The sequence below is a fragment of the Streptomyces sp. NPDC127097 genome, assembly GCF_042724075.1.
Taxonomy (GTDB): Bacteria; Actinomycetota; Actinomycetes; order Streptomycetales; family Streptomycetaceae; genus Streptomyces.
On sequence record NZ_JBHXFI010000004.1, the window covers coordinates 1 to 18,180 of the forward strand.

Genomic DNA, 18,180 nt, shown 5'->3' on the forward strand with positions numbered 1-18,180 from the left:
GCGCTGAACGGCCGGACGAGAGCGCGGTGTAGGTCGCGGTGGACCCCCGCGCCTTACGAGCGGCGGCGGTGGGGCGGGGGGCGGCGCGGGGGGCGCGGGCGGGGGGGGGGGGCGCCGGCCCGCCCCCCCGCCGTCGCGGTTTCCCGCCCCGATATCGAACTGTGTCCTATTTCTCCGGTGCACGAGACAACCACTTCAGCGAACAGCCCCTCTGCTTATGCGGCGGGGGCATTGGCGTCCCTTGACGGTCCTCCCCTCACGGGCCCGGGCTCCGCCACTGTCAGTTGTTCTGCTGTGAAGGGATCCCCGTGCTCGCCGGACCACGTCGCCACTCCGCCCGGTTGATACCCGCCGTGACCGCGGCTGCCGCGCTGCTGACCGCGTGCGGCGGCGGCGCCGATGCGTCGAAGGCCGACCAGCCGGCCACCAAGGTGACCGTCACCCCGGCCGCCGGAAAGACCCCGGCCAAGCTCGGCTCCCAGATATCCATACGGGCCGACGGCGGCAAGCTCACCTCGGTCGAGGTCGAGAACGACAAGGGCGGCAAGGTCGCCGGAGAGCTCTCCGGCAACGGCGCGGCCTGGAAGTCGGACGGCAAGGTCATGCCGGGGACCACGTACACCGTGCGGACGAAGGCCAAGTCCGACGGGGGCAAGGAGTCCTCGGCCACCTCGAAGTTCACCACGGAGCAGGCCGGCAAGGTCAACAAGCTCACCAACACCCCGTCCGGCGGCCAGACCGTGGGCACCGGAATGCCGGTCTCGATCCTCTTCGACAACCCGGTGGCCAAGGACCGGCAGGCCGAGATCGAGCGGGCGCTGAAGGTCACCACCCAGCCCAAGGTCGAGGGCTCCTGGGGCTGGGTCAAGGACTACTCCGGCAAGGACCGGATCGACTGGCGGCCCAAGGACTACTGGCCGTCCGGCACCAAGGTCTCCGTGAAGGGCGCGCTGTCCGGTATCAACTCCGGTGACGGCGGCTGGTTCGCGCGGGACTACAACTTCGGCTTCACCATCGGCGCCGACCACAAGGCCGTCATCGACGTCCCCTCGCACACCATGACGATGTACGAGAACGGCAAGAGCGTCGGCACCATCTCCGGCTCCGCGGGCTCCCCGCAGGACCCGACCCGCGGCGGGGTGCACACCGTCCGCAGCAAGAACGCGGCCGAGACCATGGACTCCGCCACCATCGGCCACGGCAGCGAGTGGATGCTGGACTCCAAGTGGGTCACCCACCTCACCGCCTCCGGGACGTTCCTGCACTCCGCCCCGTGGAACAAGTCGATCGGCGTGGAGAACAACAGCCACGGCTGCTTCGGCATGACCACCTCGGACGCCAAGAGGGCCTACGACTTCCTGACCATCGGCTCCACGGTCGAGGTCAAGAACACCACCAACACCAACAAGACCGACGTCGGCAACGGCCTGGAGGTCTGGCAGGAGAGCTGGCAGCAGTGGCAGCAGCGCAGCGCGCTGCGCTGACCCGGCCCGCGCTCCCGCGGTAGCCGAACGGACGCCGCCGCCTGACTGCTCAGGCGGCGGCGTCCGGCTTTGGGGCGACCCGCGTTGCGGCGTCCGGTCAGCGGATGTCGCTCGTCGTACGGCGGTGGGTGGAGCGCCGGTCCTCGATCTCGGCCCAGCGGTCGCCGTAGACGTTCTCGATGACGCCCGGCTGCCGCAGGAAGTCGTGCGGGAAGCCCAGCGGCACCTCGCTGGTCCGGTCGAGCCGGTCCAGCGCGTCGGCGTCCAGGGTGAGGTCGACGGCGCCGAGATTGTCGCGCAGCTGGCTCTCCTTGGTGGCCGCGATGATCGGAATGATGTTGCCGGGCCGGCTGCGCAGCCAGGCCAGGGCCACCTGTGCGGGGCTCCAGCCGCCCTGCTCGGCGACCTCCAGCACCGCGGTGAGGGTCTCCTCCTCAAGGTGGTTCGGGGTGGCGCCGTCGTCCGCGGTGGCCAGCCGGCCGGTCTCCCCGCGGCGGTACTTGCCGGTGAGCTTGCCGGCCGCGAGCGGTGCCCAGGCCAGCACGGCCAGATCGAAGGCGCGGGCCTGCGGCAGCAGCTCCCGCTCCGGCGTCCGCTCCAGCAGGTTGTAGCGCAGCTGCGAGCCCGCGAACGCGGTCCAGCCGCGCAGTTCGGCAAGGGTGTTGGCCTGCGCGATCTCCCAGGCGGGCCAGTCGGACACCCCGATGTAGAGCACCTTTCCCGAGCGCACCACGTCATCGAGCCCCCGCATGACCTCCTCCACCGGCGTGAAGTTGTCCCGGGCGTGCACCCACAGCACATCGAGGTGGTCGGTGCGCAGCCGGTCCAGGCTCGCCTCCACCGACCGCACCAGGTTCTTGCGGTGGTTGCCCGCCGCGTTCACATCGCCCTGGTGGGTCATGCAGGTGTACTTGCTCGCCAGGACGAAGCGGTCCCGGCGGCCTTCCAGCAGCCCACCGAGGATCCGCTCGGAGGCGCCGCCGGTGTAGATGTTCGCGGTGTCGATGAAGTTGCCGCCCGCGTCCGTGTAGGCGTCCAGGATCCGGCCGCTGGTGTCCTCGGCGGCGCTCTGGCCCCGGTCGTCGCCCATGGTCATGGCGCCCAGGCTCAGCTCGCTCACCCGCAGACCGGTCCTGCCGAACAGTGTGTAGCGCACGAGGTTCCCTTCGTTCAGCGACAGCGGTAAGTCGTGCGCCCACGCTAGGAGCTGGAGCGCACTCCAGGGCAAGCCACGGCACCGCGGGCGGGGGCGCGTTGCCGTCCCGGCGGTGGCCGATGTCACCTATGGGAGGTCCGGTGGCGGTGTCCCCCGCGGGCGGCAGCGCCTAGGCTGGCGCGTGCAACTGGTTCGCCCTGCCCGCCAGGCAGGCGCGTCGCAAGAGGGAACCCGGTGGAATTCCGGGACTGCCCCGCAGCGGTGAGTGGGAACGACCGCCGTCATACGCACTGGGCCCGGCCGGGTCTGGGAAGCGACGGCCAGTAGATGTCCGCCTTCGGCGGATGTGCCCGCGAGTCCGAAGACCTGCCAGTGCCCCCGCGCGACCGGTGTGCGGGGTGATCTCGGTGACCTCGAGGGCGGGTCGGCGGACACATCGGGCGGGCACGGCCGGCGGAAGAGCGCCGGGTCCCGCCGGGTTTGCCGTTCCTTCGCGCCCCCGACTGTCCCGTGGTCCATGGAGACAGACTCGCGAAGGAGAGTTCCGTGACCAGCAGGTCCGCAGCCGCGGCAGCACGAGCGACCGTGCACGGCTACCCCCGTCAGGGGCCGAACCGTGAACTCAAGAAGGCCATCGAGGGCTACTGGAAGGGCCGCGTCGGCGCCGACGCGCTCCGTACCACCGCCGCCGGTCTGCGCCGCGCCAACTGGCGGCAGCTCGCCGAGGCCGGCGTCCATGAGGTGCCGACCGGCGACTTCTCGTACTACGACCACGTCCTGGACACCAGCGTGATGGTCGGCGCGATCCCGGCGCGGCACCGCGCCGCGGTGGCCGCCGACCCCCTGGACGGCTACTTCGCGATGGCCCGCGGCACCCAGGACGTGGCGCCGCTGGAAATGACCAAGTGGTTTGACACCAACTACCACTACCTCGTCCCGGAGTTGGGGCCGGACACGGTCTTCGCCGCGGACTCCGCCGCGCAGGTCGCCCAGCTGACCGAGGCACTCGGCCTCGGACTCGCCGCGCGGCCGGTCCTCGTCGGGCCCGTCAGCTACCTCCTGCTGGCCAAGCCCGCGCCCGGCGTCGCGGCCGGCTTCGATCCGCTGACGCTGCTCGACCGGCTGCTGCCCGTCTACGCCGAGGTGCTCGCCGATCTGCGGGCGGCCGGCGCCCGCTGGGTGCAGCTGGACGAGCCGGCGCTGGTGCAGGACCGCTCCCCCGCCGTGCTGAACTCCGCGGCCCGCGCCTACCGGGACCTCGGTGCGCTCACCGACCGCCCGCAGCTGCTGGTCGCCTCGTACTTCGACCGGCTGGGCGAGGCGCTGCCGGTGCTGGCCAAGGCGCCCGTCGAGGGCCTGGCGCTGGACTTCACCGGCCCCGCGGCCGGCAACCTCCAGGATCTCGCGGCGGTCGGCGGGCTGCCCGGCAAGCGGCTGGTCGCCGGCGTCGTCAACGGCCGCAATATCTGGATCAACCACTACGAGCAGTCGCTGGCGACCCTGGGCACGCTGCTCGGACTGGCCGAGCGGGTCGATGTGTCGTCCTCCTGCTCGCTGCTGCACGTCCCGCTGGACACCGGGGCCGAGCGGGACATCGACCCGCAGATCGCCCGCTGGCTGGCCTTCGCCCGGCAGAAGACCACGGAGATCGTGACGCTGGCGCGCGGTCTGTCCCGGGGCACCGGCGCCATCGCGGCCGAACTCGCCGCCAGCCGCGCGGACCTGGCCTCCCGGGCGGGCTCGGCGCTCACCCGTGACCCGGCGGTGCGGGCCCGCGCCGCGGCCGTCACCGAGGCCGACGGCCGCCGATCCCAGCCGTACGCCGAGCGGTCCGCCGCCCAGCGCGCGCACCTCCGGCTGCCGCTGCTGCCGACCACCACCATCGGCTCGTTCCCGCAGACCGCCGCGCTGCGCACGGCGCGGGCGGAGCTGCGGGCCGGGCGGCTGGACGCCGAGGGGTACGAGGAGCGGATCTCGGCGGAGATCCGCGAGGTGCTGGCCTTCCAGGAGAAGGCCGGGATCGACGTCCTGGTGCACGGTGAACCGGAACGCAACGACATGGTCCAGTACTTCGCCGAGCAGCTGACCGGCTATCTCGCCACCCAGCACGGCTGGGTGCAGTCCTACGGGACCCGCTATGTCCGGCCGCCGATCCTGGCCGGGGACATCTCCCGTCCCGAGCCGATGACGGTGCGCTGGACCCGCTATGCCCAGTCGCTCACCGAGCGGCCGGTCAAGGGCATGCTCACCGGCCCGGTCACCATGCTCGCCTGGTCCTTCGTCCGCGACGACCAGCCGCTGGGTGACACCGCCCGCCAGGTGGCGCTCGCGCTGCGCGACGAGGTGAACGACCTGGAGGCGGCGGGCACCTCGGTCATCCAGGTCGATGAGCCCGCGCTGCGCGAGACGCTGCCGCTGCGTGCGGCCGGCCACGCCGCGTACCTGGCCTGGGCCACCGAGGCGTTCCGCCTCACCACCGGCGGGGCCCGTCCGGACACCCAGATCCACACCCATATGTGCTACGCGGAGTTCGGTGACATCCTCCGGGCCATCGAGGACCTCGACGCCGATGTCATCAGCCTGGAGGCGGCCCGCTCCCATATGCAGGTCGCCACGGAGCTCGCCACGGCCGGCTACCCGCGCGAGGTGGGGCCCGGGGTCTATGACATCCACTCGCCGCGCATCCCGGACGTGGCCGAGGCAACGGCCTTGCTGCGCAAGGGACTTGCCGCGATTCCGGCCGAGCGGCTGTGGGTCAACCCGGACTGTGGTCTGAAGACCCGTGGCTGGCCGGAGGTGCGGGAGGCCCTGGAGAACCTGGTCACCGCGGCCCGGGAGGTCCGCGGCGGGCTGCCCGGCGGGGCTTCCTGACGCCGTGCGGGCCGGGGCCGGCACCCGTGGGGGCGCCGGTCCCGGCCCGTCGTGGGCGGCTCAGCCGGTGATGATCGCCGGGTCGCTCACACCGACCTCGCCGGTCTCCACATGGCCGGCGAACCGGCGCAGGAAGGCGGGGTCGGTGTCAGAGGTGACCGACAGGTCGTACCAGCGCTTGCTGGCCCGCAGGTCGACCGACTTCTTGACGGTGGCGCCCGCCCGGACCGGGTAGGTCTCGGCGGGGCCGCCGTAAGCCTGCGTGACGGTGAGGTGGCAGTCGGTGCGGCCGGGGTTGGTCAGGGTGAGTACGACGCGGCCGGCCGTCTTGTCATGGCGGGCGGTCACCTCGGGCCCGGTCTTCTTGCCGTTGCCCTTGAAGGTGCGCAGGAAGCCGTTCGGGCCGTGGACGGACAGGTCGTAGACGTCCTTGGAGTAGGACGTGTTCCAGGTGTCGGAGATCTTCTTGCCGGCCTCCGTGGTGTACGTCCAGGGGCCGTCGGTGCGGTTGCCCGCGGTGACGGTGAAGCAGGCGCCCGCCTTGTCGCCGCTCTTGAAGGTGAGGGTGAAGCGGCCGGTGGACGGGGTCGCGGACCCGTCGACGAGCGGCTCGTACGGCAGCGGGCGGGCGGGGCGGGAGCCCGGCTCCTGCTTGGGCAGCACGGGGTTGGCCGGCGGCTTCGGCACATAGCTGTCGTGCCGCTCCTTGTCCGGCGGCTGGTAGCCGTCGGTGGCGGGGAGCGAGGCCGGCTTGGTGTTCTCCAGCCCGAAGTCGAAGGCGGAGGTCAGGTCGCCGCAGATGGCGCGCCGCCAGGGCGAGATGTTCGGCTCGTGGACGCCGAAGCGGCGCTCCATGAAGCGGATGATGGAGGTGTGGTCGAAGACCTCGGAGCAGACGAAACCGCCGGTGCTCCAGGGTGAGACGACGAGCATCGGGACGCGCTGGCCGAGGCCGTAGGGACCCGCGGAGTACTTGGCGTTGCCGCCGAAGCTGTCGAGCGTGGTGTCCACGGTCGACAGGCCCTGGTCGGCGGAGGCCGGCGGGAAGGGCGGCAGGACGTGGTCGAAGTAGCCGTCGTTCTCGTCGTAGGTGATGAACAGCGCGGTCTTGCTCCACACCTCGGGGTTGGAGGTGAGCGCGTCCAGCACCTGGGAGACGTACCAGGCGCCGTAGTTCGCGGGCCAGTTGGGGTGCTCGGAGAATGCCTCGGGGGCGGCGACCCAGGAGATCTTGGGCAGCTTGTCGGCCTTCACATCGGCCTTGAGCCGGTCGAAGTAGCCGTCGCCCTCCTTGGCGTTGGTGCCGGTGCGGGCCTTGTCATAGAGCGGGTCGCCGGGCTTGGCGTTGCGGTACTGGTTGAAGAAGAGCAGGGAGTTGTCGCCGTAGTTGCCGCGGTAGGCGTCGTCGATCCAGCCCCACTTGCCGTCCGCGTCCAGGCCGTCACCGATGTCCTGGTAGAACTTCCAGGAGATCCCGGCCTTCTCCAGCCGCTCCGGGTACGTCGTCCAGTCGTACCCCTCCTCCTCGTTGCCGAGGACCGGGCCGCCGCCCTTGCCGTCGTTGCCGACGTGACCCGTGTACATGTAGTAGCGGTTGGGGTCGGTCGCCCCGATGAACGAGCAGTGGTACGAGTCGCAGACGGTGAACGCATCGGCGAGCGCGTAGTGGAACGGGATGTCCTTACGCGTCAGATGGGCCATCGTCCCGGCGGTCTTGGCGGCGATCCAGTTGTCGTACTTGCCGTTATTCCATGCCTTGTGGCCGCCCGCCCAGTCGTGGTCGAGGCCGGCGATGAACTGCATGCCGAGGTCCTCGGCGTCCGGGTGGTAGGGCAGCACCTCCTTGTCGCCGTCCGGCTGGTGCCAGACGGACTTCCCGCTCTCCAGGACGAGCGGACGCGGGTCACCGAAGCCGCGTACGCCCTTGAGCGAGCCGAAGTAGTGGTCGAAGGAACGGTTCTCCTGCATCAGGACGACGATGTGCTCGATGTCGTTGATGGATCCGGAGCTTCGCTTGGCGGGGATGGCTGCGGCACGGGCGATGCTGCTCGTCAGGGCCGAGGCACCGGCGGTGGCGCCGGCGATCTGGAGAAAACGCCGGCGATTCAATTCAGGCATGGGGCTGGGAACCTCTTCGCTTGTGGGGGAGTTGCCGAAATGACGGGTGTTGGTGTGCGGTTGTGTGAGGAGTGGTGCGGAACCACGGTCAGCAGAGTGTTCCAAGAGGAACGAGCGCCAGGGAAGGGGGGGTGTCGCAGGTATGGCACATCGGGGTACGTGCGACGAACTCCCTGGTCGGCGACGTCGTACAGCCACCCGCGAACATTTCACACAAGGGGGAATAATGAGACAGGGTAAGGATCAGGCCGTGGCCGGGGACGGCGGGACACCGCTGCCCGACGAGATCGCGGCGGGCAACGCCGGGCAGGCCGAGACCTGGAACGGGGACGACGGACGGTACTGGGTCCAGCAGCGGGAAAGGCAGGAGGCACGGTATCGCCTGCTCACCCCGCACTTAATGGCGGCGGCCGGGATCCGGGCGGACAGCCGGGTGCTGGACATCGGATGCGGCAGCGGCGGGACCAGCCTGGAGGCGGCGCGGGCCGCCGCCGAGGGGTCGGTGCTCGGCGTCGATGTGTCGGCGCCGATGCTGGCCGCGGCCCGGAAGCAGGCCGCGGGCTCCGGACTGCCGCAGATCACCTTCGAGCGAGGGGACGCCCAGGTCCATCGCTTCGAGGACGGCGCCTTCGACATCGCGATCAGCCGTTTCGGGGTGATGTTCTTCGCCGACCCGGAGGCGGCGTTCGCGAATATCGCCCGAGCGCTGCGTCCGGGCGGACAGTTGGCGTTCCTGTGCTGGCGGAGCCTGCGGGACAATGCCTATCTGACGGTGCCGATGGACGCCATCGCCCCGTATGTACAGCTGCCCGAGCTCGATGCGCCCGGCGCCCCGGGCCCGTTCTCACTCGCCGACGCCGACCGGATCAAGAAGCTGCTGGACAGCACGGGATTCGACGAGGTCACGATCAGCGCCGTCGACGAGCCGATGTGGATGGGCCCCGATCCGGACGACGTGGTGGCCTACCAACTCGACATGCCGGGGTCGCGCGCGATGCTCGCCGAGGCGAGTGCGGAAGCGCGGGCCAAGACGGTGACCGCGTTGCGGGATGCCCTGGCCGAACACCAGGGCTCCGACGGCGTCACGCTCGGCAGCGCGGCGTGGCTGGTGACGGCCCGGAGGCGATGACCGGCTCGACGGCCCGGATCCGGTGAGGGGCCGGGAGGGCGATCCCAAGGCGGGGCGGGCAGTCCGGCGGACCGGGAGGCGTCCGGTGGGGCGCCGGTGAGCAGATTCCCGAGGGTGATGCCGATACCGCAGATGGTGTTGTAGAGCCCGTAGTGGGTCGCGACCAGGCGGTTACCGGACAGCCGGACGATGGTGTCCGGGCGAGGCGCGACCGCGGTCGGCGTCAACACCTCGCCACTTCGTTGACGGCGCTTCGTTGGCGGCGGGTCAGACCAGCGACGCCTCGGACGAGGCCGCGGGAGTCTCGGCGCCGGTCTCGGCGACGGCTTCCCGTACGGGCTCGGCGAGCGGCTCGGCCGGCACGGGCGGCGGCACCGCCGGCTGGCCCTTCGCGTCGGGCACGCTGCGCAGCGGGGTGCGGCTGGTCAGCGGCGTCTTGCGGGCCGCCTCGACCCGGCGGGTGAACCAGATGACCTTGCCGTCCGGGGTGCCACAGGTGCCCCAACTGTCGCTCAGCGCCGCCACTCTGGAGAGCCCGCCGCCGCCCGCGCTGAGCAACTTCGGCAGCCGCGGCCCCTGGTCGGCGACGGAGGCCGTGAGGTGCCGGCCGGTCCAGCGGAGTTCGACGACGCACGGCGCGTCCGGGCCGATATGGCGATGGACGTTGGTCAGGAGTTCCGCCACTCCCCGGCATACGGGCGGGATATGCAGCTCAAGATCCCAGTACCGCAGGTGCGCGGCCAGAATCCGCTGGATCTGCGGCACACGCTCCGCCGAAGCATGCAGTTCGACCGTGTAGTGCCGGTCGCTGGGAAGTGTCATGTCGTGGCTCCTCACCGCGAGGCTCACGCCCTTCACCTCGTTGGACCAACGAACCCCGAAACACGAAGAGTGAGCAATAATCACGTATGGGTCATTTGTCATGGTGACCCGGCCGGGCGGGTTCCGCAACTGATCTTGGTTCAGTGGAGTCCGCCGGCCCGGCCCTCCCCCGGCCGGTCCACCAGCCGCGGCAGGACCTTGTCCGGGGTGAGCGGGAGGTCGCGGAACCGGACCCCGGTGGCGTGCCGGACGGCGTTGGCGAGGGCCGCCGCGGTGCCGACGATGCCGATCTCCCCGATGCCCTTGCTGCCCATGGGGTTGAGGTGGGGATCCTCCTCCTCCAGCCAGTGCGCCTCGATCAGCGGCACATCGGCGCAGGCCGGAATGTGGTACGAGGCCAGATCGCACTCGGCGAAGTCACCGAACGCGGGATCCAGCACGCTGCCCTCCATGAGCGCCATCCCCAGCCCCATCGTCATGCCGCCGATGAACTGGGAGCGCGCCGTACGGGAGTTGAGGATGCGGCCGGCCGCGTAGACGCCCAGCAGCCGCCGCGTCCGGACCTCTCCGGTGACGGTGTCGACCTGGACCTCGGCGAAGGTGGCGCCGAAGGCGTGCCGGGCGTACGGGGAGCCCTCGGCCGTCTCCCGGCGGGTGTCGGCGGCGGCGGTCAGCCCGTCGGCCGGGAGCGGTCCGACGTGGTCCCGGAGCCGGTGCCGCAGCGCCGTACAGGCTTTGTGGACGGCCCAGCCCCAGGACGCGGTGCCCGCGGAACCGCCGGCCAGCATCGCGGGCGGCAGATCGCTGTTGCCGATCTCGATCCGGATCCGCTCCTCGGGCACGGCCAGGACACCGGCGGCGAGCTGCGCGAGCACGGTGCGGGCGCCGGTGCCGATGTCGGTGGCGTTCACCCGGATGCGGAAACCGCCGTCGGTGGCGGCGTGCGCCTCGGCGGAGGAGGCGGCGACGTAGACCGGGTAGGTGGCGGCCGCGACACCGGTGCCCAGCAGCAGATCGCCCTCCCGGCGGACGCCGGGCCGGGGGTCCCGGGGCAGCCAGCCGAAGCGCTCCGCGCCCTCCCGCAGACAGCCGACCAGCTGACGGCTGCTGAAGGCGCGGTCGCTGTCCGGCTCGGTGTCCGGCTCGTTGCGCATCCGCAGGTCGACGGGGTCGATGTCCAGGAGGACGGCGAGTTCGTCGACGGCCGACTCCAGGGCGTACATCCCGGGGGCCTCGCCCGGTGCGCGCATCCAGGAGGGCGTCGGTACGTCGAGCGGGACGACGCGGTGCACGGTGCGGCTGTTCGGCGAGGTGTACATGACGCGCCCCGGGACCGCGGCCTGCTCGACGAACTCCGTGACGGTGGAGGTGTGGGTGGCCGCCTCATGGGCGAGGGCGGTGAGGACGCCGTCGTCGCCCGCGCCGAGGCGGACCCGCTGGACGGTGGGTGCGCGATGGCCGACGACCGCCGGCAGCTGCCGGCGCGGCAGGGCCAGTTTGACCGGGTGCCCGGTGTGGCGGGCGGCCATCGCGGCCAGGACGACCTGGGGGCGGGGCGTCCCCTTGGAGCCGAAGCCGCCGCCGACGTGCTCGGAGACCACGGTGACCTCGCTGCGGTCCAGCCGGAACAGCGCGGCGAGGTCCTCGCAGACCTTGGTGGCGCCCTGGCTGGTGTCGTGGACGGTCAGATGGCCGTCGCTCCACCGGGCGGTGGAGGCGTGCGGCTCCATGGGGTGGTTGTGCAGCGGCGGCACGGTGTACGTGGCGTCGAGGGTGACGGGCGCGGCGGCGAACGCCCCCTCGAAGTCGCCGCGTTCGCGGGTTCCCGGATAGCCGCCGTTGGCGGTCTCGGCGTCGTACATCCGGGGGTGGTCGGCGGTCAGCAGGACGTCGTGCGGGGCGGTTTCGTAGCGGACGCGGACGGCCCCGGCGGCGGCGCGGGCGGTTTCGAGGCCGTCGGCGACGGCGAGGGCGACGTACCAGCCGCGGTGCGGGACCCGGTCGTCCTGGAGCACCGACAGGGTCGGATCGCCGACGTCCGCGAGCCGGGGCGCGTTCTCATGGGTCAGCACCGCGTACACGCCCGGCAGGGCGAGCGCCGCCGCGGTGTCCACGGCGGTCACCCGGCCGCGGGCGACGGTCGCGGGCACCGGCCAGGCGTAGGCACAGCCCGGCGGGGTGTGTTCGGCCGCGTACCGGGCGGTGCCGGTGACCTTCTCCCGGCCTTCCCGGCGGACGAGCGGGGCGCCCAGGGGGTACGGGAGGGGGCCGAGCGGGAATTCGGGGCTCATGGCGCGCGTCCTTGGATCGGGGGCTGGGGCGGAGGGGGCAGGGGCGTCCTGGCGGTCGTGGTGTGGTCAGTGGTCATCGGCAGGGACAGCCAGCCCGGCCAGCACGCCGACAGCCAGGTTGCGGGCGAGCGTGACCTTGAAGCCGTTGTCGCGCAGCGGGCGGGCGGCGGCGAGTTCGGCGTCGGCGGCGCGGGCGAAGGTGTCCTCGGTGGCGGGCGCGCCGCGCAGCACCTCTTCGGCGGCGCGGGCGCGCCACGGCCGGTGCGCGAGCCCGCCGAACGCGAGGGCGGCGTGCCGTACGGTGCCCTCCCGCACCTCCAGTACGGCGGCGACGGAGGCCAGCGCGAAGGCGTAGGAGGCGCGGTCGCGGGCCTTGCGGTAGCGCGAGCGGGTGCCGGGGGCGGCGGGCGGGAGCCGGACGGCGGTGATCAGTTCGCCGGGCCGGATCTCGGTGTCCCGCTCCGGGCTGTCACCGGGCAGCCGGTGGAAGTCGGTCACCGGCACGGTCCGCTCCCCGTCGGGGCCGTGCAGCAGGACCTCGGCGTCGAGGGCGGCCAGCGCCACCGCCATGTCCGACGGCTGGGTGGCCACGCAGTGATCGGAGTGGCCCAGTACGGCGAGATCGCGATGCACCCCCTCGCGGGCCGGGCAACCGGTGCCGGGGACGCGCTTGTTACAGGGCTTGGTGATGTCCTGGAAGTACAGGCAGCGGGTGCGCTGAAGCAGATTGCCGCCGGTGGTCGCGATGTTCCGCAGCTGCCCCGAGGCGCCGGCCAGCAGCGCCTGCGACAGCGCCGGGTAGCGGTCGCGGACGGCGGCCGCCGCGGCGAGATCGCTGTTGCGGACCATCGCACCGATCCGCAGCCCGCCGTCCGGCAGCTCCTCGATCCGGTCGAGCGGCAGCCGGGTGACGTCGATGAGCAGCCGCGGCGTCTCCACCCCCAGCTTCATCAGGTCGACGAGGTTGGTGCCGCCGCCGAGGAAACGGGCGCCGGGCTGCCCGGCCGCGGCCCGTACGGCCTCCTCGACGCTGGTCGCCCGCAGATACCCGAACGGCTTCACGGCGCCACCTCCCGGACCGCTTCGACGATCCGCGGATAGGCGCCGCAGCGGCAGAGGTTGCCGCTCATCCGCTCGCGGATCTCGTCGTCGGTGAGCGTGACGGGCGCGCCGGGGTCCGCGGTGGGCGGGGTGACGTGGGACGGAAGGCCGGCCGCCGCCTCGGCCAGCACCCCGACCGCCGAGCAGATCTGGCCGGGGGTGCAGTAGCCGCACTGGAGGGCGTCCCGCTCCAGGAAAGCCTGCTGGAGCGGGTGCAGCCGCTCCCCCTCGGCGAGGCCCTCGACCGTGGTGATCCGCCGCCCGTCCTGGGCCACGGCCGGCAGCAGACAGCTGTTGGCACGCCGCCCGTCGACGAGCACGGTGCACGCGCCGCACTGGCCGTGGTCGCAGCCCTTCTTGGCGCCGGTCAGGCCGAGGCGTTCGCGGAGCAGGTCCAGGAGCGTGGTGCGGTGGTCCACGGTCAGCGTCTGCGTCACTCCGTTGAGGTGCAGCACCAGCGAGGACTGTGCGCCGTCCGCCGACGGCGCACCGCCGGGCTCCTGCGGATGATGGGTGGGCTCCACTCGCTCATGCCTTTCCGATCCGGGCCGCGGGGGCGGCTGCCGTGGGCCTGGGACGTGTCCTGCGCCGGGACCGTGCGGGTCCGGCCGCCGCAGGAGTGCCGGTGACCGCTAGCGGGTCTCCAGCCGCAGCTCGACTTCCTTTTCCTGGTCTCCGGCGGCCATCCCGAGGACGCGCACGGCGAACGCGGACTCCAGCCCCTTGCACAGCTGGTCGACCGCCCAGTAGCCGCCCTGGAGGCTGACCATGACGGGCGCGGTCAGCCGGCGCGGCTCGGCCGCGGCCTTGCGCTCACTCACGTCGAAGGTCGAGGTCCACACGGTCGACCCCGCCCCGGCCACCTCCTCGGGCACGTCGTCCGCCGCCCGGTCGGAGGTGAAGGTGGTACGCAGCGCGCTGAAGACGGCGTGCGCGTCCTGCGTCGCGCAGCTCTCCAGCTCCACCATCACCTCGGCCGATACGTGTTCCGTGTGTGCCGCCTGATCCGCGCTGTTCACTGTGGGGCCTTCCGTCGTGGGCCTTCCTCCGGGGGCTGAACGCTTCCAGGCTCGCCCGGCGGCCCGGTGTGTGCGACCGGAGGCACGAACGAGTGGTTTGAACGGGCGGCACCCGCAGGCCACCCGATCGAGAGATTACGCTGTGTAGTCAGCGCGAGCGTTCTGTGATCGGAGCTTCCTCAGGCGCAGCGCTCGACCCTCGCCACAGCCCTCGTCGACCCAAGCCAGAGGAGCCCTCGTTGACCAGTGCCACCATCGACCAGAAAGCCACCGGCTACACCGTCCGCCATGCGCTCTGTATGGCGCGCGCCTCCGAGCTCGCCTACAAGGACGAGCAGACCATCGAAGCCACCGCCCGGGAATGGGGCTTCGACCGGGTGCGCCACCACCACACCACGTTCCGCCCGCCGTTCCCGCTGGAGGACACCCAGGCGTACACCCTCGGCGGGCACAGCATGATCATCACCAGCTTCCGGGGCACGGAGCCGGTGAAGCTGCGCGACTGGCTGTCCGACGCCACCACGCCGCCGTGGCCCGGCCCCGGCGGCAAGGGCTATGTCCACTACGGCTTCGGGGAGGCGCTGGAGTCCGTCTGGCCGCAGGTCCGCGCCGCCGTCGACGCGTTCCGCGACAACCGCCAGACGGTGTGGTTCACCGGCCACAGCCTCGGCGGGGCGCTGGCGATGCTGGCCGGCGCGCGGCTGCATTTCGAGGAGCCGCATGTGACGGCCAACGGCGTCTACACCTTCGGCCAGCCGCGCACCTGCGACCGGCAGCTGTCCAAGGAGTTCAACACGGCCTTCTCCGACCGCATGTACCGCTTCGTCAACAACAACGACATCGTGCCGCAGCTGCCCCCGGAGCCCGCCTTCCACCATGTCTCCGCCTTGCGCTACATCGACGCGCAGGGCGCCCTCCACCACACCATGCCGTTGCTCAGCGGCCTGGTGGACCGCGCCCAGGGCCTCACCGCCGATCTGCTCGCGCCCGCCTCCGACGGTGTCCGGGACCACTTCATGGCCGCGTACGTCAACGCCTTGGAGAAGAACCAGAACTGACCGGCCGGGCGGGCGTCCGTACCCCTCCCGCCCGGACCGGCCGCCCCCCCCCGGGTCAGACCGGCTGGGTGAGGTTGACCGCGTTGCCGTCCGGGTCCTGGATGTGGGCGACCCGCTGCCCCCAGGGCATGTCGGTGGCCGGGCCCCGCACCGTTCCGCCGAGCGGCCCGACCCGGTCCAGCAGGGCATCGACGTCCTGGACCGCGATGCTGAGCAGGATCCGGGTCGGGGTGCCGGTCTCGACATTCGGGTCCGTCACGATGCCCAGCTCCGAGCCGCCGACCCGCAGCCCGACGAAGAAGACCGGGCCCTCCTCGGGCACCCGGGTGAACTCCTCGGCTCCGACCAGCTCGCGGTAGAAAGCCTGGAGCCGGTCGAGGTCAGGGGTGACGATGATCGGCTGGACGGCGGCGGGGGCGGCGGATGAGGTGGCAGACATGGCGTCCTCCAGGGGTGTGGCCTGTGTGGTCGCTGAGATGGACCGCGCCCGGCATGCCGATTCATCGGTCGGGGTGGGAAGGAGGCAAGCGGCCGGGGTGACAGACGGTACGCCGGTCGGGAGGGGGAAGGGTCATGCGCCGGGGCGGGCGGCGGTGAAGGTGACCTCGGCGGTCCGGGCGACGATCTCGATCTCGTCGCCCAGCGCCCACTCCGCGGCCCGCGAGGACAGCGCGGCCGGCACCCGCTCGCTGATGCCGGGGGCCGCCGGGATGTCGTAGGTGGCGTGGGCGTCATGCGGCAGGACGACCCGGAAGTCGCGGGCCAGGGCCGTCCGGGCGGTGGCGCTGACGCACATCTCGGAGAGCACCCCGCAGAGCGCCAGGGACTCGACTCCGGCGTCATCGAGCAGGGCACCGAGCCCGGTGCCCGCGAAGCCGTCGTCCTGGGTCTTCCGGATGACCGTCTCGCGGGGCCCGGCCGCCACGGGCAGATGGAGTTCCCAGCCCGGGGTGTGGGGCTCATCGATGGTTCCGGGCTCACCGTCGTTCTGTAGATGGACGACCAGTGCCCCCGCGGCGCGGGCCCGGGAGAGCAGCTCACGGCTCCGGTCGAGCACCCGCGCCGCGTCGGGCACCGCCTCGTCCCCCGCGACGAAGCCCGTCTGGAGGTCGACGAGCAGCAGGGCCTCGACGGGGAGGAGCGAGCCCCCGGCCTCGACCGGCCGTGCAGCGTCACCAGCGGTCGCCACCTCGCTCGCGGTCGCAGTCTCCGCCGCCTCGGTCGCGGTCTCCGCCACCTCGGTCGCGGTCGTCGTGACCTCCGCAGCCCCCACGCTCGTCGCCATCGCCACCGCACCCTCCGTCATCGCCACGCTCCCCCTCCCCCTCGCCGCACGCTCTCCCCCGCCGTCACGATGACCATGGTGCGGGCCGGGCGGCCAACAGCTCACCCGTCGCGGCGGAATTCAGCCATGCGCCCGGCCTCGCCGGCCCGCTCGCCCCGGCCGTCCGCCGCCGCTGTCACGCCCGGCCGCGCCGGTCGCCAGTCGTGCACGGACTACCGCTGAGCTGCCGAAACGATCCGTACGCCGCATCCGCCGCGCGGCACGTGGCCCCGGCCGACGGCCCGCCAGGACACCCGACATGCGCCGGACACGCGCCGCTGAGCCGTCCGGCCGCACATCGTTGCCACGGGCATCGACCTGGACGGATCATCCGTACGGAACGCCGTACGGACGTACGGAGGCACGGGATGACCGCACCGGGACGACGCGAGGAGACCACCGTGGAGCCAGCCACCGTCAACGGCCACTGCGCACCGGAATTCACCGGCGTACGGGACGCGTTCGAGCGGAACTTCAGCGAGCACGGTGATGTCGGCGCGGCGGTCACGGTGACGGTGGACGGCGAGGCGGTGGTCGACCTGTGGGGCGGGCACGCGGACGCCGCCGGGACCCGCCCCTGGGAGCGCGACACGCTGGTCAATGTCTACTCGACGTCCAAGGGGATGACCGCACTGTGCGCCCATCTCCTCGTGGACCGGGGCGAGTTGAACCTCGACGCGCCGGTGAGCCGGTACTGGCCCGAGTTCGGGCAGGCCGGCAAGGAGGACATACCTGTGCGCTGGCTGCTCAGCCACCGGGCCGGTCTGATCGCGCCCCGGGAGCCGCTGCCCGCAGGGCACGCCTATGACTGGGACCGGGTGTGCGCCGTCCTGGCGGCCACCCCGCCGTGGTGGGAGCCGGGCACCGCGCAGGGCTATCACGCGGTGACCTTCGGCTACCTCGTGGGCGAGGTCGTCCGGCGGATCACCGGGCAGTCCCTCGGCTCGTTCCTGCGCAGCGAGATCACCGGTCCGCTGGGGGCCCGGGTGTTCATCGGCACCCCCGCCGAGGAGCACGCCCGCTGCGCCGAGATGGTCGGGCAGCTGGACGAGGCGCGGCTCGCCGAGCAGTTCCCCGGTGCGCCGAGGCCGCCGTTCCGGTCGCTCGCCGACCATCCGCTGGCCATCGTGATGCTGGCGCTGACGTATATCCCCACCGGCGATGTCAACAGCGCCGCCTACCGGTCGGCCGAGATCCCGGCGGGCAACGCCCATGCCGGTGCGCACGGGCTGGCCACGGTCTACGGCGCGCTGGCGACCGGCACGCTCGTGCGGCGCGGCACCCTGGAGGCGATGCGCCGGTCGCAGAGCCGGCCGGGCGAGCGTGATCTGACGATCGACGCGCTCGCCCCGGCCGGGTACGAACACCGCTGGGGCCTGGGCTACATGCTCAACCACCAGGGCCAGGCGGGCCCCAATCCGCGGGCGTTCGGGCACGGTGGCGCGGGCGGCTCCTTCGCCTTCGCCGATCCGGAGAACCGGCTGTCGTACGCGTACACCATGAACAAGTACGGCGGCGGCACGACGGGCCAGGACCCGCGCAACGCCGGGCTGGTCCGGGCGGTGTACCAGGCGTTGGGGCGGAACCGGAGCTGAGACCGGGCCGGGTGCCGTCCCTCCGGTCACGGCGGCGGCCACCCGCGACCGCCGGGTTCCGGTGCCGGCATCGTGCCTGGTCACGAGCCGTGCGGTGGCTTCCGCGCGGCCCGGAAATCTTGCCCCGCCATCCCCGTGACCGAGCGCAATAATGGGAGGTGCGGCATGCATCCGGTCCTGGCGGGAGCGCCGTGGCCCGGGGAAAGGGTGTG

The 18,180-nt window shown here is 72.2% G+C and carries 14 protein-coding genes, 1 pseudogene and 1 riboswitch; of the genes and pseudogenes, 5 read left to right on the forward strand and 10 right to left on the reverse strand.

What is annotated here, in order from left to right:
* The first annotated feature begins 353 nt into the window (after positions 1-353).
* The gene (locus tag ACFWJW_RS05215; RefSeq protein ID WP_387235144.1) at positions 354-1,484 is read left to right on the forward strand and encodes an Ig-like domain-containing protein; all 1,131 of its coding nucleotides are present in this window, start codon (positions 354-356) and stop codon (positions 1,482-1,484) included.
* Positions 1,485-1,581: 97 nt separating this feature from the next.
* On the opposite strand, the gene ACFWJW_RS05220 is transcribed toward ACFWJW_RS05215, so the two are convergent.
* Positions 1,582-2,640 (reverse strand): aldo/keto reductase, encoded by a 1,059-nt coding sequence (locus ACFWJW_RS05220; RefSeq protein WP_387235147.1) that lies wholly within the window; start codon positions 2,638-2,640, stop codon positions 1,582-1,584.
* A gap of 186 nt (positions 2,641-2,826) precedes the next feature.
* A riboswitch (cobalamin riboswitch) is annotated at positions 2,827-3,014 on the forward strand.
* Positions 3,015-3,186: 172 nt separating this feature from the next.
* Between ACFWJW_RS05220 and metE the strand changes: the two genes are divergently transcribed.
* Positions 3,187-5,511 carry a 5-methyltetrahydropteroyltriglutamate--homocysteine S-methyltransferase gene (gene metE, locus ACFWJW_RS05225; RefSeq protein WP_387235150.1) on the forward strand — a complete coding sequence of 775 codons (2,325 nt, stop codon included), beginning with the start codon at positions 3,187-3,189 and terminating at the stop codon, positions 5,509-5,511.
* A 60-nt stretch (positions 5,512-5,571) separates the two neighbouring features.
* Here metE and ACFWJW_RS05230 read toward each other — a convergent pair whose 3' ends face one another.
* Positions 5,572-7,629, reverse strand: a complete 2,058-nt coding sequence (locus ACFWJW_RS05230) for a phosphocholine-specific phospholipase C (RefSeq protein ID WP_387235153.1) — start codon at positions 7,627-7,629, stop codon at positions 5,572-5,574.
* Positions 7,630-7,855: 226 nt separating this feature from the next.
* Between ACFWJW_RS05230 and ACFWJW_RS05235 the strand changes: the two genes are divergently transcribed.
* Positions 7,856-8,758, forward strand: a complete 903-nt coding sequence (locus ACFWJW_RS05235) for a class I SAM-dependent methyltransferase (RefSeq protein ID WP_387235156.1) — start codon at positions 7,856-7,858, stop codon at positions 8,756-8,758.
* A 44-nt stretch (positions 8,759-8,802) separates the two neighbouring features.
* On the opposite strand, the pseudogene ACFWJW_RS05240 reads toward ACFWJW_RS05235, so the two are convergent.
* The 6 genes and pseudogenes from ACFWJW_RS05240 to ACFWJW_RS05265 all read right to left on the reverse strand — a co-directional run.
* Positions 8,803-8,955 (reverse strand): annotated as a pseudogene (locus ACFWJW_RS05240) (MFS transporter); the annotation flags it as partial.
* A 70-nt stretch (positions 8,956-9,025) separates the two neighbouring features.
* The gene (locus ACFWJW_RS05245) at positions 9,026-9,580 is read right to left on the reverse strand and encodes an ATP-binding protein (protein ID WP_387235159.1); all 555 of its coding nucleotides are present in this window, start codon (positions 9,578-9,580) and stop codon (positions 9,026-9,028) included.
* Between the two features lie 140 nt (positions 9,581-9,720).
* On the reverse strand, positions 9,721-11,871 hold the full coding sequence (locus ACFWJW_RS05250) for a xanthine dehydrogenase family protein molybdopterin-binding subunit (protein WP_387235162.1): 2,151 nt from the start codon (positions 11,869-11,871) through the stop codon (positions 9,721-9,723).
* 66 nt (positions 11,872-11,937) lie between these two features.
* The gene (locus ACFWJW_RS05255) at positions 11,938-12,933 is read right to left on the reverse strand and encodes an FAD binding domain-containing protein (protein ID WP_387235165.1); all 996 of its coding nucleotides are present in this window, start codon (positions 12,931-12,933) and stop codon (positions 11,938-11,940) included.
* Positions 12,930-13,496, reverse strand: coding sequence for a (2Fe-2S)-binding protein (locus ACFWJW_RS05260; RefSeq protein ID WP_387235168.1), 567 nt, complete (start codon positions 13,494-13,496; stop codon positions 12,930-12,932). Before ACFWJW_RS05260 ends, ACFWJW_RS05255 begins: the two co-directional genes overlap by 4 nt.
* 108 nt (positions 13,497-13,604) lie before the next feature.
* On the reverse strand, positions 13,605-13,991 hold the full coding sequence (locus ACFWJW_RS05265; RefSeq protein ID WP_387235171.1) for a hypothetical protein: 387 nt from the start codon (positions 13,989-13,991) through the stop codon (positions 13,605-13,607).
* Between the two features lie 239 nt (positions 13,992-14,230).
* Here ACFWJW_RS05265 and ACFWJW_RS05270 point away from each other — a divergent pair, with 239 nt between their 5' ends.
* Positions 14,231-15,049: a lipase family protein gene (locus ACFWJW_RS05270; protein WP_387235174.1), complete on the forward strand. Its 819-nt coding sequence runs from the start codon at positions 14,231-14,233 to the stop codon at positions 15,047-15,049.
* A 55-nt stretch (positions 15,050-15,104) separates the two neighbouring features.
* Here the strand turns inward: ACFWJW_RS05270 and ACFWJW_RS05275 are convergent, their stop codons facing one another.
* Together ACFWJW_RS05275 and ACFWJW_RS05280 are read right to left on the reverse strand one after the other, a co-directional pair.
* Entirely contained in the window at positions 15,105-15,488 is a 384-nt protein-coding gene (locus ACFWJW_RS05275; protein WP_387235177.1) for a VOC family protein, read from the reverse strand.
* 132 nt (positions 15,489-15,620) lie between these two features.
* Positions 15,621-16,238 carry an isochorismatase family protein gene (locus ACFWJW_RS05280; RefSeq protein WP_387235816.1) on the reverse strand — a complete coding sequence of 206 codons (618 nt, stop codon included), beginning with the start codon at positions 16,236-16,238 and terminating at the stop codon, positions 15,621-15,623.
* Positions 16,239-16,774: 536 nt separating this feature from the next.
* On the opposite strand from ACFWJW_RS05280, the gene ACFWJW_RS05285 reads away from it, so the two are divergent.
* Positions 16,775-17,968: a serine hydrolase domain-containing protein gene (locus tag ACFWJW_RS05285; RefSeq protein WP_387235180.1), complete on the forward strand. Its 1,194-nt coding sequence runs from the start codon at positions 16,775-16,777 to the stop codon at positions 17,966-17,968.
* The last annotated feature ends 212 nt before the right edge of the window (positions 17,969-18,180 follow it).